Source organism: Bacillus sp. CDB3 (genome assembly GCF_002081505.1).
GTDB lineage: Bacteria > Bacillota > Bacilli > Bacillales > Bacillaceae_G > Bacillus_A > Bacillus_A cereus_AT.
This window is the reverse complement of the sequence record NZ_ALBR01000127.1, coordinates 1-14783: the sequence shown is the minus strand read 5'-3', so window position 1 is coordinate 14783 and position 14783 is coordinate 1. Positions and strand designations below refer to the sequence as shown.

Below are 14783 nucleotides of genomic sequence, written 5' to 3'. Positions count from 1 at the left end.
CTAGAACGGTAATATGTAGTAGAGGGTTTTCTCCCTACTACACTAGTAAGTTACTCATAACGAAGTGCTTCAATTGGGTCTAATTTCGCAGCTTTGTTTGCTGGAATTAATCCGAAAATAATACCAAGTGTCATAGAGAATAATACTCCTCCTACAACAACCTCCCACGAAACGAGCGGTGGCCATTTCGCAAATGTCGAAACAATATATGCCCCGCCATATCCAAGACCAATACCAATTAAACCGCCTAGAAGCGTTAACATAACTGCTTCAATTAAGAATTGTAATAAAATTTTACTACGTGTTGCGCCAAGTGCTTTACGTACTCCAATTTCACGTGTACGCTCTGTTACAGATACAAGCATGATGTTCATAACACCAATACCACCAACGATTAATGAAATACCAGCGATACCACCGATAATCATTGTCATAATGCCCGTCATCTTTGAAATGCCTTCTTGAATCTCTTTTAAATTCATTACTTCGTATTTACCAGTTGCATCACTTGGTTTGCGACTGTTTAAAACATCCGCAGCTTTTTTACCTGCTTGCTCTAAATCATCTACATTTTTTGCTTGAACAGAAATCTTTTGAATTTCATCTTTTCCATACAATGTCGGCCATAAAGAAATGGGAATGAGTGCTTCTGATGTCCCCATTCCCATAAACTCATTATCTGATTGATAGACACCAATAATTTGCATAGGTTGACCCTTCAGTTCAATGATTTTACCGACTGAATTCACATCTTTAAATACCTTATCTTCCATTTGTTTACTAATCATGACAACGTTATTTCCTTGATCCACATCTGATTCTTGCAGCGAACGTCCTTTGAGTACTTTCACTTTATTCACCTTAAAATACTCATTGTCTAATCCTGTAATATTCACCATCTCTTTTTTATCTTCAATATCAAGAGATTCCATACTTGAATTAGTTGTTACGATATGTGCAATTTCTGGGATCTTCTTGATTTCAAAAATATCTTCTTCTGTTATTTTGGGTGATTCAGGCATAGCCATACCAAAAGGATCGTTCATATCAGGACTATAATGAATGGGAACTGTTTGATTACCTGATCCAACAAATTGTGATTTTAAGGCGGCTTCTCCACCTTGCCCAATCGCTACAACAGTAATAATAGAGCCTACACCGATAATAATACCGAGCATCGTAAGAGCGGAGCGCAGTTTATGAGCTAAAATAGAAGATAGGGCAATTTTTATACTATCTAGTAAACTCATACTGCACACCTTCTATCTTTTGTAATTTTCCCATCTCGCAGTACAATACGACGAGATGAATAGGCCGCTACCTCTTCCTCATGCGTAACCATAACAATCGTCGTACCTTCTGCGTTTAACTTCGTGAAAATCCCCATAACTTGTTCACCAGACTTCGTATCAAGTGCACCTGTCGGCTCATCGGCCATAATGAACGTTGGATTATTCGCAATCGCTCTTGCAATCGCTACACGCTGCTTCTGTCCACCCGACAACTCATTTGGTAAATGATGTACTCGATCTGCTAATCCAACTTTACCTAACGCCTCTAAAGCACGTTTACGACGCTCCGCTTTCTTCACGCCACCATATATAAGCGGAAGTTCAACATTTTCCACCGCTGAGAGACGCGGTAATAAATTAAAATGTTGGAACACAAAACCGATATATTCATTACGAATTAAAGCAAGGTTTGACTCGTCTGCTGTTAAGATATTTACATCATTTAACATATATTCGCCTTCTGTTGGACGATCTAAACAACCGATAATATTCATAAGCGTTGATTTACCAGAACCAGATGGACCCATAATTGAAACAAACTCACCGCCCTGAATTGTTAAACTAATACCATGCAAAATCGGTACTGCAAGCTTTCCTTGATAATATGTTTTGGCGATGTTAGTTAACGTAATCATTTCTCTTTCACTTCCATTCCGTCATACACGTCATCGGAAGGATTTTTAACCACCTTTTGCCCCACTGCCAGACCTTCTACAATTTCTGTCCAATCCCCGTCATTAGCACCTTTTTTCACATTTTGTTTACGAAGCTTTCCTTTCTCTTCAACATAAACAAATGCATCTTCGCCTTTTTCTACAATGCTCTTACTTGGAACCGCCATCATCGTCTTATTCTCTAAATTTATTTGTAAAGAAACGTGATATCCTGGAGATAAACCATCTTGACTATCAAGACTTGCCTTATACGTATATTGAGACATATTTTGAGTTCCCTCACCAGCAGATTGAGCCATCTCCGCACTCGTTGGGAATTCACTTACTTCTGTAATTTTACCAGTCCATTTCTTCTTATTATTCGCTTTCGCAGTTACAGTGAATGTTTGATCCTTTTGGATTTGTGACTTCTGAAGCTCTGTTAATGTTCCTTGAACTTGGAATGGATCTTTAGAAGCAACTTGTAAGAATGCTTTTCCTTGACCACCTACTGCTTGTGATGAACTTTGCGCTGCATCCTTATCTAACTTCTGTACAACACCAGCGAAATTACTATAAATCGTAAGTTCTTTCTGTTTTTTACTTAACTCTTCTTTTTGCAACTTCCCTTTTTCTTTCTCAAGATCCGTTGTCTTTTGCTGCATCTCTAACTCACTTACTTGTTCTTCCATTGGATCTGTTACTTCTTTTCCAGCTCCGCTATCTTTGACCTTCTTAATTTCTTTCTTCAACGAATCAATCTTCTTTTTCCCTTGATCGTAACGCATATCTGCCATCTTCTGATCAAGCTCAGCTTGTTTCATTTGAAGATTAATCTCTTCATTATCATAAGAGATTAATTTCGTACCTTTCTCTACCTCTTGTCCTTCTTTTACCTCAATATCTTTCACTTTTCCTTTAGTCGGATCCGCATAAAAACTTTCAATATTCCCAGGCTTCACCTGACCAGAAATTAATTTCGTATTATTAAGCTTACGTTCTGTTACCTTCTCAAAACTTACAGCATCTGTCTTCGCTGTAGCTTTCTTCTTGTCTTGCATAACAAAAATATTAATAGCCGCAACAATAGCAATCAATGTAACAATACTAATGATAATCCATCTCTTCTTTTTATTTGAAGTCTGAACAGTATTTGGTAGCATATTTAATCTCCTTTCTTCCAGCAATCACATTTTTTCTGTATCTATAGCACGATATAAATACGTCCACTTTTCATATACTTTAATATAATTTTCATCGACATGCCACGAGCCATTTGTTTTCTTCAAATGTAAGTATCACAACCTCAAAATTTATAGTAAAAAACCCACCAAAAAATCAGTTTTGAATTCTATATTTTTAATGAAGATTAAGACTTTGCAACAGAACCCCGAACGGGGAGGGGGAGAATACAGCCTAAACATAGGTTGTTATTACTTTACATATTCACTCATTTTATTACATCGCTACATATCTTAATCAATATGTAGCGATGCGTTTTACAGAAGAATTAAGGGCTTTAAATATATCATACAAACACAAAAATAAACATTTCAAAAAAGTCCATAGACAACGGTACTTTTTAATAAAAATACTATTTCATATTGTGGATTCCTAAAGGGAAGCGTTTGATTTATATCTGCTAAAAAATTCCACAACAGAACTACATATTACCAATGGACTGTAAAGGGATCATGTTATATATTCACTATCATAGTGTTTATTCATAAGGATGATTGAATTCCCGGAATTTTCCGCTAAAAATTTTTAAGAAATACAGTCTGATTTTGATTAATTAATACTTTAAATATTTGTTAGGCATCTTTCCCATAATCTCTTATCATCCTGTCAGAAACAGAATTAGTTTCTAAGTATGTAACTTTTGAAATCAATTCTGTTGTTAATTTCACTTTGTCTTTAGAATTAACCTCAAAAGCCACTATACATATAGTTGTTAATACGCCTAATATTTTTCTCATACATGATACTCCTAAAAATTATATTCCAGGTACATTATAAGATTCTATCCCCTTTTTTTGAATCATCTGTTCCATATATTTTATACGGCAGTAATTTAAAAAATTGCATAGTATGATTGTTTAAATATTAAGTCTGAACCTATAGCTCTCCCTAACAAAAAAGAAGATCGAATAATTTCAATCTTCTTTTTGTTAGGGAGAGCAGAGTATATTTTAGAACTTTAATTCATATACGATTCTTCTTTTTCATTTTGAAATTTAGCTTTTAATTTATCATATGAAATAGAGATAATTGAATCGTGTATTTTTTTTGGAAAAGTCTCTGGATTATCACGTACGATATTCATGTCCCCATTTTCGGACATACGTAATTTAAATACGTTTGGAATATCAAATTTGATTTTTTTATACCCCCCTTTATTTAATTGATATACCCAAATTTTCTGATCGTTTATCGTAAAACTTAAATAATTCATAGTTGCACTAAAAGAGCCAATAGATTCCCCTTTATTAGTATTTAGGCCTTCAATAACTAAAGGTGTTACATCCCTAGAATCCATATCTAGAATAAAATAATTTTCAGTTGAATTTCCAGTAGTTTTCTCATTGTTAGATAGACTTACATATACAATCTTATTTCCTACAATTCTAGGAGCTAAAATATTATTTTGTGGAACTACATATGTACTTATCTGTTTATTATTTAGGTTATAGGTTCGTATAGTAGTTTGGTTTTCGGTGGAATCAGTATAAATTAACTTATCTTCATTCATATGAAGGGTAGTACTAGCTGTATCATAGGAATTTACGGTAGCAATTTGCATTTTTTTATTAGTTTCTAAATCATATAGGATAATCGCCGCATTTTTCTTTTCGTCATCAATTTCCATCCAAGATACATAATGTTTATAAAGATATGGCTCTATAATTTCACGAGTCTTATAAATTTCAGTTTGTTCGTTGGTACTTAAATTTTTTGCATAAATAACGGTTTTTGAACCAACAGTATTGGTATCAATCCATAGTAACCATTTTTCATTGACATGTACCCCCTGTATGTTTGCATTTCCTCCCATTTTCGACTGAAATACAACTTCCTCTTTTTTGTTAGCAAAGTTATATGATAGTAGTTTATTGGGCAGACCTTCTTCACTTTTATCAGCAACAGGTACATACATTGCATTATTAGATGTAGAAGCCATATAAAATGCTTCATAATCTATTTTCAATTCTGAATATATACTGTTGATTTTTTTTATCTTTGATTCTTTTTGAGTGCAAGACACTAGAAAGACTAGACATAGGATAATAGGAATTATGGTTGTTTTTTTCAATATATTAACGTCGGATTTTCGCCTTTAACACTCAAAACGGCCTGTCCTACTCCTTTTCCATCATTGTCTATTTTTTCCTCATACGATCCACCTAAATCTTTTCCTCTCTTATCCTTTTTATGGTTAGGATCTACAATTTGCATTGTTTTATCCGGGCCATGATACCCATTAATTACAATGTAGTGTCTATAATTTTTCTCAGCGTATGTATAACGTTCCAAACGATCTGTATTCGTCAGAACAATTGGCACATTTGTCCTATCTGACAATTTACTTTTCACTAATGATACCAATTCGTTAATACTACCAGGGGTTATAGCACCGTAGGTACTATCGGCAAAATCATAATTATCTTTGTACGCATTTAATCCCCAGGCTAAGTTGAGAGAGTTCGTTCCTTGTTGAGTTGTTAACATTAACGAAGCAAGCAGCTCTTCTGTTGGTAAAGGGAATGATGATCCGCTGTCGGACTTATGAAATGTAAGAACGCTACGCGCCGATGCTGGTCCACAGTAGAACCAATCACTTTGTTTAAAATGTGTAGCGGGTAGAAAATAACTTTCAGATGGTGGCATCATTCTTTTCACCCTATTTTTTTTGATTCTCTTTCTCAAAAATCTTTTTAGCCTTCTCTTTCCCAATTTCAAGAATTTTTTTTCCTTCCTCAGGATCTACTGATGGTGGTTTTGATTCAACAACTTTTTTCTTTGCCTGAACAGAATCTATGTTTTCTTCTGCAAAACTAGTACTAGAGGGCAGCAAAAGACTCATTGTTAAAATGCCCATACTTAATCCTTTAAAAATTGCTTTCATGTCGATTCACCTTTTTTCATAATATATTAATTAAAAAATATTAAAATGCACAATGATCAATCAATTGTAATTACATGGCTAACTATTTTGATTACTAGTTAGCCATGTAATTGTATAAACACGTTAGAGATGTAAAATATACCATGTAACCCTTTGAAAGAATATCTCTAAAATGTCCGCAAGCAAAGGGGTTTTCGACAAAAAAGACACTCACTTTTTACTATTTTAATAAATGCTTGGATATTCTCTGTATATCTTCTTTAATTTTAGTTTTCTCTTGAGTCGTTAAAATATTAAAATTTTGTTGTTCTTCAGCAGGTTCAAACGGTTTTACAGGTGGGGGAGGTGGATCTTGTGGGTTCGGAAGCAATTTATTATCCCATAACAAAACCCCATACGCTCTACCTGCCTCATCATTTGGTTGATCGAAATAATTATCCGCCCATCCTTTCAACTCTTCGCTATACCATATTTGATATGCACCTTCAATGTCGGCTAATAATTCAATTGGTATTGTTCCAGCTCTTGCTATATAGCCAAAGTGGATGTTACCTAAGTCTTCACCTTTCATCAAATAGCCGTTGAAAATGAACTGCTTTTTTCTCCCGAATTTTGTTTTATAATCCCATTCACCACCAGGCTTTACTTTTTCTGCAAATGCTAATCCTACACTCCAAGGATAGGTCCCCTCTTCTTTAGCTTCTTCAGCAGCATATGCCATAATTAAGGCGTTTCTCTTTAAAATATAGGAGAAACTTGAAGTCATTTCATTTGATGGTGTTGTTTGTGCAGATGTAACCCCACCATCGGATAAACACAAAGATACGAATAAACAAGAACTAAGAACTGTTTTTTTCCACATGTACATAACCTCCTTTTTTTGTATGCGTGTTTATTTATAATACAATTCTTAAAATATGTAAATTTTAGTATCCAAAAACCGATTTTACTTTTTCTAAATATTGTTATAGTATATTCAGCAATTAATCCATCAAGAGAAAAGGAGTTTTATTATGTTTACATTATTTAAGAACAGTTATGGTGTTTTCACTCTTTTACTTCTACTATTTTTTGTTACAACAAATATTCATGCTGAAGAAAATAAAAAGTGGAACACTGTTCCCATAGAAAAAGCCACACAGCAAGCAGAAAATTATTTTGATAACATTAAAAATAATTCCAATACAAATTGGACAGACAGTAAATTGGTATTTGATAGAAAATTATATGATGGGAATAAAAATACAACTGCGTATTTATTTGTTGTACAAAAAGAAGATCAGGAAAATGGATTTATTATTGTGAGTGGTAACGAAAGAATTCCAGGGGTAATAGAATCTACGAGGAAGGGCACTACGCCATTTAAAGCGGTAACAAAAGAGGATAGTATTTATGTAGCTCCCATGTCATACTTAAAAAAAATGAATGCGGAGGATTCTTTTATAGATTTAAAGACTAAAAAATCAGTATCAAAGAAACAATTAGAAGAAATTAATATATTTACGAATGGAAAGAATACCACTCTTATTAGCGATAATATAAAGAAAATCAATAGGTCAACTCGTTCAGTAAATGCCCCCTATTATAATCATAAATACATAGCGAATGTGCCAGACTATAAATGGACTCATGGATGTTTACCTACAGCGTATGCAAATATTTTTGCTTATTGGGCAAATAATGGATTTCCACGTTTAAAAAATAACCAAGAAGATTATGAAACTTATATCATTGATGCACTTCCAAAGTTAATGAAAACAGATGCAGATGGGTATACGTTGGGCAATAATGGTATTATAGGTGCAAAAGAATATTGGGGAAAGACAGGTAATTATTCTGTGTCTATTACGGAATATAAAAACAAGCCTGTGAATCCTACTGTTTTTGAGGAATATAGGAACGAAATAGATAAAGGTAGACCGACTATTATTACCACTCAAACACATCCAATCTATAAAAATCATGCTGTGACAGGCGTGGGATATGAAGAGATTTTTGATCCAGCTGAAAAAGTATGGCATCGCTCAGCAATTGTTCACGATGAATGGACATCCACCCCACAAGATCACTATCTTGTTTGGACCTCAGATATTGATAACTTTTATTCTATTATTCCTGGTGCAGATATTGCATCTACGGACAACATCTATAAAGAAAAGACCAGTCAAGTCCACTATAATTGGGGGAATGGAGCTCCAGAGGGGCAAAATAATGATGAGTTTTCCGCAAAGTTTGATCAATCACAAAGCTTAAAAGCGGGTGATTATTTTATGCAAACTCTTGCCGATGATTATGTTAAAGTAAATTTTGATGGTAAGGATATTATTGATGGATGGAATAATAATTCAATTGGACAAATCAAACGTGCGTTACTACCTAATTTAGCACCAGGAGAGCATAAAATCGAAACAGATTTTCATGAAATGACAGGACATGCAGGCATATTCTCTGATGTAGTTCCATTTGATCATTGGTTAGCCTATTATTATCCAAATAAGGATCTGCAAGGATTGCCTGTAGATGCAAGGGTGATTGCTCCATTTGGACAACAGAAAAAATTAGCAGAAGATAATGGTGAAAGTGCTCCAACTTTAAAGGTACCAAAAGATAACTTTTCAGCTCGTTACACCACTGTAAGACGTTTGCCTAAGGGCGAATATATTATCCGTGGAAAAGCTGATGATGGTCTTCGTGTGTATATTGATGGAGAATTGGTTATAGATCGTTGGCATGGGAGCGGAGGATTTGTAGAGGATGCAAGAAAAATAATTATTGATGATAATACAGGTGCAAAAGTTCTTGGAAATTCTTCAGAAGAAGATGTTCATCTCATTGAAGTACAATATTTAGAAGAAGGCGGTGCAAGTAAGGTAGAGTTTGGGATGGAGCCATATTCTGATGCAGTTCCATTTCCGCATTGGACAGCAGAGTATTATTCTACTAAAGATTTAAAAGGCGCTGCCATTGTAAAAGGAGGAAAATGGTCACTAGATAGATTCATTAACATTGATTTTAACTGGGGGAATACTGTTCCGTATTCAAGTATTCCTAATGATAATTTTTCTGCAAGATTTACAAAATTAGGTTTATTCGAGGAAAGTGATTATGAATTTGAAGCTAAGGCCGCTGGTGGAGTAAGGGTATATATTGATGATAAGCCAGTGATTGATTCTTGGATTCCAAGTGAGGGAGATATTCATAAAGTAAACCTACCGATGACTACGGGTGTGCACAAAATCACGGTTGAATATTTTAAATTTAATAGTAATGCAGCATTACAAGTAAACTACAGGAAAACAGAATAACGCTTTAATAACCATTCTAGCTAGTTATAATATCCCTTCTTAAGCCTAATAGCCAATTGAGACTATTAGGCTTTTATAATTTACATTTTTATATAAGTCCTACTTATAATGAAGTGACCCCTGAAACTTATATAACCCTTTTTAATTATATAAGTTTCGATGGGATTTTTAACATGTGTTTAGCAAATAAAAAATTAAATATGTCTTTGTCAAAGGACAAATAAAACCTGTTTTTAATATTAACTCATGTTAGATTATTAAACAGAACCTACATAGAAGTTCTAATTTCTATATAAGTTCCTAAAATGCCCTTAGTTAAATGTTTTTTCTATTGTCATATATGAAATACATAGTATCTTCTATAAAAAAGAAAAATTAAGGGGCTTTTTAATTAATAAAATTTGAAAGGTGGAAACACATTGAAAAGGAAAGCAATTACTGTTGCACTATCATCTATGTTATCTATAGGAGCATTAGTACCTATTACAGCATCTGCTGCAGAAAGCTTTGATACTGGTTTTGATAAAAATAAAATGGAGCATTTCGCTATATATTATCATTCTTCTAGATCACATGCCTCTGGGATCACAAAAAATGGCCATGCTTATAAGAGTACAGCTGTACCAGCTAGTTATAAAGCAGCTTTGCATTTAGGTTATACGGGCCCGTATGCTGTAACTTACCAAAAATATGTTTATTAATTAAATATATTGATATTGTGGGGATTTATATAAAATATAAATCCCCTTAAAATGTTTTTAAGGTGGGATATATATGATTTCTATAAAAAATATGGATAAGAGTTTTAATAATAAAATGCTTTTTAAAAATTTCAATTTAGAAGTTAAAGAAGGCGAGTTTATTGGTATATACGGAAAAAGTGGTAAAGGGAAAACAACACTTTTAAATATTATTGGTACATTAGAAAGTCCAGATTCTGGTGAAATCAAATTTTCAGGAATGGGGAAAAAAACCAATAAGAGAAAAAGAGACTTATTAAGATATGATATCGGATTTATATTTCAAAACTACGCATTAATAGATACCGAGTCCGTAAATAATAATCTAGAAATTGCTATTAAACATAAAAAAATGAATAAAATACAGAAGAAAGAAGCGATGTACTCAGTACTAAAGGAAGTCGGTCTTACAAACTGTGGTGAAGAACAGGTCCATACTTTAAGTGGAGGGGAACAGCAGCGTGTAGCAATCGCTAGGCTACTACTTAAAAACCCTACCCTCATTTTAGCAGATGAACCAACTGGCTCATTGGATAGTGAAAATCGTGATATTATTACTTCTCTTTTTCAAAAGTTACATCAACAAGGAAAAACGATCATTGTAGTCACCCATGATACATCTTTATCTCATCTATTTTCAAGAATCATTCAATTATAAGAGAAAGGTTATACTATGAAAAAATTAATATTTATTCTTAGTTTTATTACTTTTACAATTGTAAGTTTTTTATCAATCAAGCAATTTGAATACTTAGAGTATCAAGCTTTTAATTATGATATTAATCATTCTCACGAAAATTTTGAACTAGAAATAAAAGAAGGTAATCCCCAAAAAAATAAACTTGAAAATTTTCAATCCTTAACAAACATTGCACTACAAACTAAAGTTAATTTGCAAAGAGTGTCGCACGAAATGGATACAACTAAACAAGAGAAAATTGGGTTCTGGTGCAAAAAGATCATAAGTGAAAAAAGAAGCATAGTTTCCTAACGGATTCCTTGATTACATCGTTAATCCAAACAGGTGGTTGATAAAGATATTTTGATTTTGGACAGACTGATTCTGTAAATTTATTTGCTCTTTTTTGATCATATACATAGCCTCTAATCCAGCAATCATTTTTTTGCTGTACGAAAAGATTGTAAGCCTAACATATTCCAAATACGTTTTTTGATAAATCGATGATCTTGTTCAATCATATTATTCAAGTATTTTTTGATCCATAGTAGGATACTTGATGGTAAGCTGTTTTCTTGTTTTAACTCTCGGATTGCAGGAGGATAGGCTTTATCTCCATCTACGTTAATCACACGGGGAATCGTCCCATGACAAGTAACCAAGGCTTTCTGAAAGAAAGTTTTGGCAGCCTTGGTATCTCTTTTTTTACTGAGGTAAAAATCAATTGTATTTCCTTCGGAACCTACTGCCCGGTACAAGTACATATCTTTTCTCTTGATTTTAATGTAAGTTTCATCCACCTTCCAGGAATCATTTGTTTGTTTCAAATGTCTTCGAATTCTCTTATTTAACTCTGGTCCATATTGATGAACCCAGCGCATAATCGTCGTGTGGGCCAAAGATAATCCTCGTTCTTCCATCATTTCCACTAAATCGCGAAAACTTAGATTGTACCGCAGGTACCAACGTACAGTTAACAAGATAACATCTGGTTGATAATGTTTCCACTTAAACACATTTTCCCTTTTCATATGAACCACGCACCCTTTTTAAAGTAATTCTATCAGTATTTCCAAGTTTGTAGGATGACTTTCAATTAGTTTGAAGTTTTTGCACCAGAACCAAAAAAAGTCCATTGTCATAGATACTTTTGCTTAGAGCCACGCTGATATTGCTAAAAGGACTACCTATTACATGTTCAATTTTTTTGATTCATAACATTGTATATTTATTTTAGTTTTGCAACACCCTTAATCAGAGAATCCATTAGAAAACTAGGATTCTTTTTCATTTATATATATTTTTGCACCAGAACCAATAAAAAAGAGCGAACTATTTATATAAATAGTTCGCTCAGAGTGTTGGGAAACCCTTTAGGGTTCCCAACACTCTGAAATCTTTTTGATTTTAGCAAATGAAAACAACATAAAATAATAGAATTTAGAAAAATAGCCCTCCACCAGACCCTTTTTGGTCAGATGGAGGGCTATTTTTTTCATATTTTGACAAGCTGAGGTGAGATAAGCCTGCATTTGGACAGACTTCAGCCCCCGAAACCGAGCATATCGATAGCCATGGAGTTCTTTGGCGTCCGCAAAGCTTCGCTCTATAGTTGAACAGCGTACTTTATACAACTTTTTCCCTGTAACTGTTAGCTTGTTTTTTCTAGCGATATCTTTATATTTCTCCCATACATGATGAGTGATAACTTTTTGTTTCTGTTTCTTTGAAAAGCACACCTCACGTAGCGGACAAACAGCGCAGTCTTCTGGATTCGATTTATATTGACGATATCCTTCGCGATCCGTTGTCGCATACTCTAAAATACATCCCATCGGACAAGCAAATGCATTCATTTCTTCTACATATTTAAATTGGCTTTTCGGTACTTCTTTATTTCGCTTTCCAAATCGGCGATACCCCATCACCATAAATATATTTCTTTCTGATAATTTCTTACAGATATAACCTGTAAAATAGCCTGCATCAAGAGCTACAGCTTCCACCTTAAATCCGAATTTATTAATTTGAGCTTGTAGACGTGCTAAATACGGCTCGGAATCTGCCATATTTCCAGCCGTTATATAGGTATCTGTAATGATATTGTACTTCGCATCAGTTGTACGATGATCTAAGAAATGAAAACCGTTCGGTTTTCCATCTCTCATTAAAAATCCACTATCTGGATCCGTAGTGCTTATACGAGTTTTTTTAGTAGGGGTATCACTTTCCTTTCTAGGTTTTAATTCTTTTTTCCGTGTACCTCACGATCTTCGATTACCGCAGCTTCTAGTTCATCTATATAAAACTTTGCCTTTTCTTTTTTATATTTATGTACAAATTTATTTTTATTAGCATTGGCCTTAATATGTGTAGAATCTGTCATCAGTGCACGTCCTCCCACCATCCGGTTCTCCGTCGCTTGCCTCACAATCTCATCAAAAATTTCTTCGAAAATATTTGTATGAATAAAACGGGTACGGCGATTCCAACTGATTGTAGAATGATCTGGAATAGTATCTGATAGAGAAAACCCTAAAAACCAACGGTAGGCGATATTCGTTTTAATCTCCTTTTCCAATTGACGCTCAGAACGAATACCATAAAAATATCCAATAAACATCATTTTGAATAAAACGATAGGATGGATTGACGGACGTCCATTGTTTTCACAGTAATAAGGGCGTAACTTCTCCTCAATAAAATCAAAACGAATTGTCGCTTCAATCGCACGAAGGAAATGATCTTGTGGAACTAACTCTTCTACAGAAACAGATACACGTTCATCGCGATGATTTTTTAAAGCACCCATCATAAGAAATCTCTCCTTTTCCTCTTTTTTATCAGTGTTGACACATAAAAAGAGGTTCAGACACAAAAACAGGCTGTGGAGAAGACTTTCTCCACAGCCTGAGCGAACTATTTATATAAATAGTTCGCTTTTTTATGTTCCTAAAATACGACGTATTTCCAACATATCCATATTCGTAAACTTTGCAATATCTTCTATATCCATTCCGTTTTTGTGCATCCCACGGATAAGTTGGAGTTTTCCTTTTTCCATGCCTTTTTCCATACCTTCTTGAAGCCCTTCTTCTTTTCCTACTTCACGAGCATGAGCTAATTTCGCTTGTTCATCAAATAACACTTTTTCCCTTGCTTCATATGCTAATCGGAAGGAACTACTCTGACTCATATTCTCCCATTTGTGGATCGCTTTTTGTAACATGGGGTCTTGTTTCATGGCGATATCCTCCAATGTGTGGGTCAAATGTTCATCTTCATGTGCTGGTAATAAGAGTAACCAACGAGCAAATTCATTTTCCCACGGATTAATTTTTTCTTCTCTCCATTGCTGAAGCAATTTTGGAATCTCGATAAAATGAATTTCCAGATCATCGAGCAAGACTTGTTTCTGCTGTTTACTCCAAAACTGTCCAATTGTATGCATCTCTTCATAATCAGGAAAGAGCTGAAAATCTAATAGGTTAATGGCAATCGTTTTTCGGAGCGAACGATACGACATTCCTTTTTCCAGCTGAGACGTGTAAAGTTTACTCCAATAATAAAGGGAACGTTTTACAATCTCTTGTGTATTTCTTAATTGGATTTCGATGTTGACTTTTGTTCCGTCATGCAGTGTTGCCAGTATATCTAGTATGGATAATTTATCTTCCTCATATTCTTTATGCAAATTCGGATCTTCAATTTTCAGTGATGCAATCGGTGTAGATAAAGACTCATGTAAGATTGCATTTAAAAAAGAAATTAATAACTCTTCTTGTCCTTGTACACCAAATAATTGCTTAAATGCAAAATCGACTCGTAAATTCACTAAAGGTTGATTCATTGATAGAGTCACCTTTCTATTTTGTATTCTATATATCCATTGTATCGAAGGGCAAATAAAAGAAGCAACCCCTAATGATTTGTTGAAGAATTTTATTTTTGTTAATCATTATAGTACGTGAAATTATATGAGGTGGTA

General features: G+C 34.0%; 14 protein-coding genes and 2 pseudogenes. 4 read left to right on the top strand and 12 right to left on the bottom strand.

Going from position 1 to position 14783, the window contains the following annotated elements:
- Window positions 1–50 precede the first annotated feature (50 nt).
- The 9 genes and pseudogenes from CDB3_RS30330 to CDB3_RS30295 form a co-directional block, all read right to left on the bottom strand.
- A complete protein-coding gene (locus CDB3_RS30330; protein ID WP_128857036.1) occupies window positions 51–1250 on the bottom strand; it encodes an ABC transporter permease in 1200 nt (399 codons plus the stop codon).
- The gene (locus CDB3_RS30325; protein ID WP_128857035.1) at window positions 1247–1927 is read right to left on the bottom strand and encodes an ABC transporter ATP-binding protein; all 681 of its coding nucleotides are present in this window, start codon (window positions 1925–1927) and stop codon (window positions 1247–1249) included. Before CDB3_RS30325 ends, CDB3_RS30330 begins: the two co-directional genes overlap by 4 nt.
- Window positions 1924–3108, bottom strand: a complete 1185-nt coding sequence (locus tag CDB3_RS30320; RefSeq protein WP_128857034.1) for an efflux RND transporter periplasmic adaptor subunit — start codon at window positions 3106–3108, stop codon at window positions 1924–1926. The genes CDB3_RS30325 and CDB3_RS30320 overlap by 4 nt, the downstream gene beginning before the upstream one ends.
- 33 nt (window positions 3109–3141) lie before the next feature.
- A pseudogene (locus CDB3_RS30315) lies at window positions 3142–3237 on the bottom strand (DDE-type integrase/transposase/recombinase); the annotation flags it as partial.
- 522 nt (window positions 3238–3759) lie between these two features.
- Entirely contained in the window at window positions 3760–3924 is a 165-nt protein-coding gene (locus CDB3_RS31945; RefSeq protein WP_179139785.1) for a hypothetical protein, read from the bottom strand.
- Between the two features lie 221 nt (window positions 3925–4145).
- A complete protein-coding gene (locus tag CDB3_RS30310) occupies window positions 4146–5126 on the bottom strand; it encodes a hypothetical protein (RefSeq protein WP_256869987.1) in 981 nt (326 codons plus the stop codon).
- Between the two features lie 128 nt (window positions 5127–5254).
- A complete protein-coding gene (locus tag CDB3_RS30305; RefSeq protein ID WP_128857032.1) occupies window positions 5255–5836 on the bottom strand; it encodes a C39 family peptidase in 582 nt (193 codons plus the stop codon).
- Between the two features lie 10 nt (window positions 5837–5846).
- Window positions 5847–6071: a hypothetical protein gene (locus CDB3_RS30300; protein WP_128857031.1), complete on the bottom strand. Its 225-nt coding sequence runs from the start codon at window positions 6069–6071 to the stop codon at window positions 5847–5849.
- A 220-nt stretch (window positions 6072–6291) separates the two neighbouring features.
- Window positions 6292–6933, bottom strand: coding sequence for a polymorphic toxin type 44 domain-containing protein (locus tag CDB3_RS30295; RefSeq protein WP_179139786.1), 642 nt, complete (start codon window positions 6931–6933; stop codon window positions 6292–6294).
- 151 nt (window positions 6934–7084) lie between these two features.
- Here CDB3_RS30295 and CDB3_RS30290 point away from each other — a divergent pair, with 151 nt between their 5' ends.
- From CDB3_RS30290 to CDB3_RS30275, 4 genes are all read left to right on the top strand, one after another.
- Window positions 7085–9376: a PA14 domain-containing protein gene (locus CDB3_RS30290; protein ID WP_128857029.1), complete on the top strand. Its 2292-nt coding sequence runs from the start codon at window positions 7085–7087 to the stop codon at window positions 9374–9376.
- A gap of 419 nt (window positions 9377–9795) precedes the next feature.
- On the top strand, window positions 9796–10077 hold the full coding sequence (locus CDB3_RS30285; protein WP_128857028.1) for a hypothetical protein: 282 nt from the start codon (window positions 9796–9798) through the stop codon (window positions 10075–10077).
- A 73-nt stretch (window positions 10078–10150) separates the two neighbouring features.
- Window positions 10151–10774 (top strand): putative bacteriocin export ABC transporter, encoded by a 624-nt coding sequence (locus tag CDB3_RS30280; protein WP_128857027.1) that lies wholly within the window; start codon window positions 10151–10153, stop codon window positions 10772–10774.
- Between the two features lie 15 nt (window positions 10775–10789).
- Window positions 10790–11107: a hypothetical protein gene (locus tag CDB3_RS30275; RefSeq protein WP_128857026.1), complete on the top strand. Its 318-nt coding sequence runs from the start codon at window positions 10790–10792 to the stop codon at window positions 11105–11107.
- A gap of 12 nt (window positions 11108–11119) precedes the next feature.
- Here the strand turns inward: CDB3_RS30275 and CDB3_RS30270 are convergent.
- From CDB3_RS30270 to CDB3_RS30260, 3 genes and pseudogenes are all read right to left on the bottom strand, one after another.
- A pseudogene (locus CDB3_RS30270) lies at window positions 11120–11826 on the bottom strand (IS6 family transposase).
- A gap of 342 nt (window positions 11827–12168) precedes the next feature.
- Window positions 12169–13610, bottom strand: a protein-coding gene (locus CDB3_RS30265) for an IS1182 family transposase (RefSeq protein WP_372708522.1) whose coding sequence is annotated in 2 segments (ribosomal slippage) — window positions 12169–13049 and window positions 13049–13610 — 1443 coding nt in all. Because the reading frame shifts where the segments join, the coding sequence is not laid out codon by codon here.
- Window positions 13611–13739: 129 nt separating this feature from the next.
- On the bottom strand, window positions 13740–14645 hold the full coding sequence (locus CDB3_RS30260) for an Rpn family recombination-promoting nuclease/putative transposase (RefSeq protein ID WP_128857025.1): 906 nt from the start codon (window positions 14643–14645) through the stop codon (window positions 13740–13742).
- Window positions 14646–14783 lie beyond the last annotated feature (138 nt).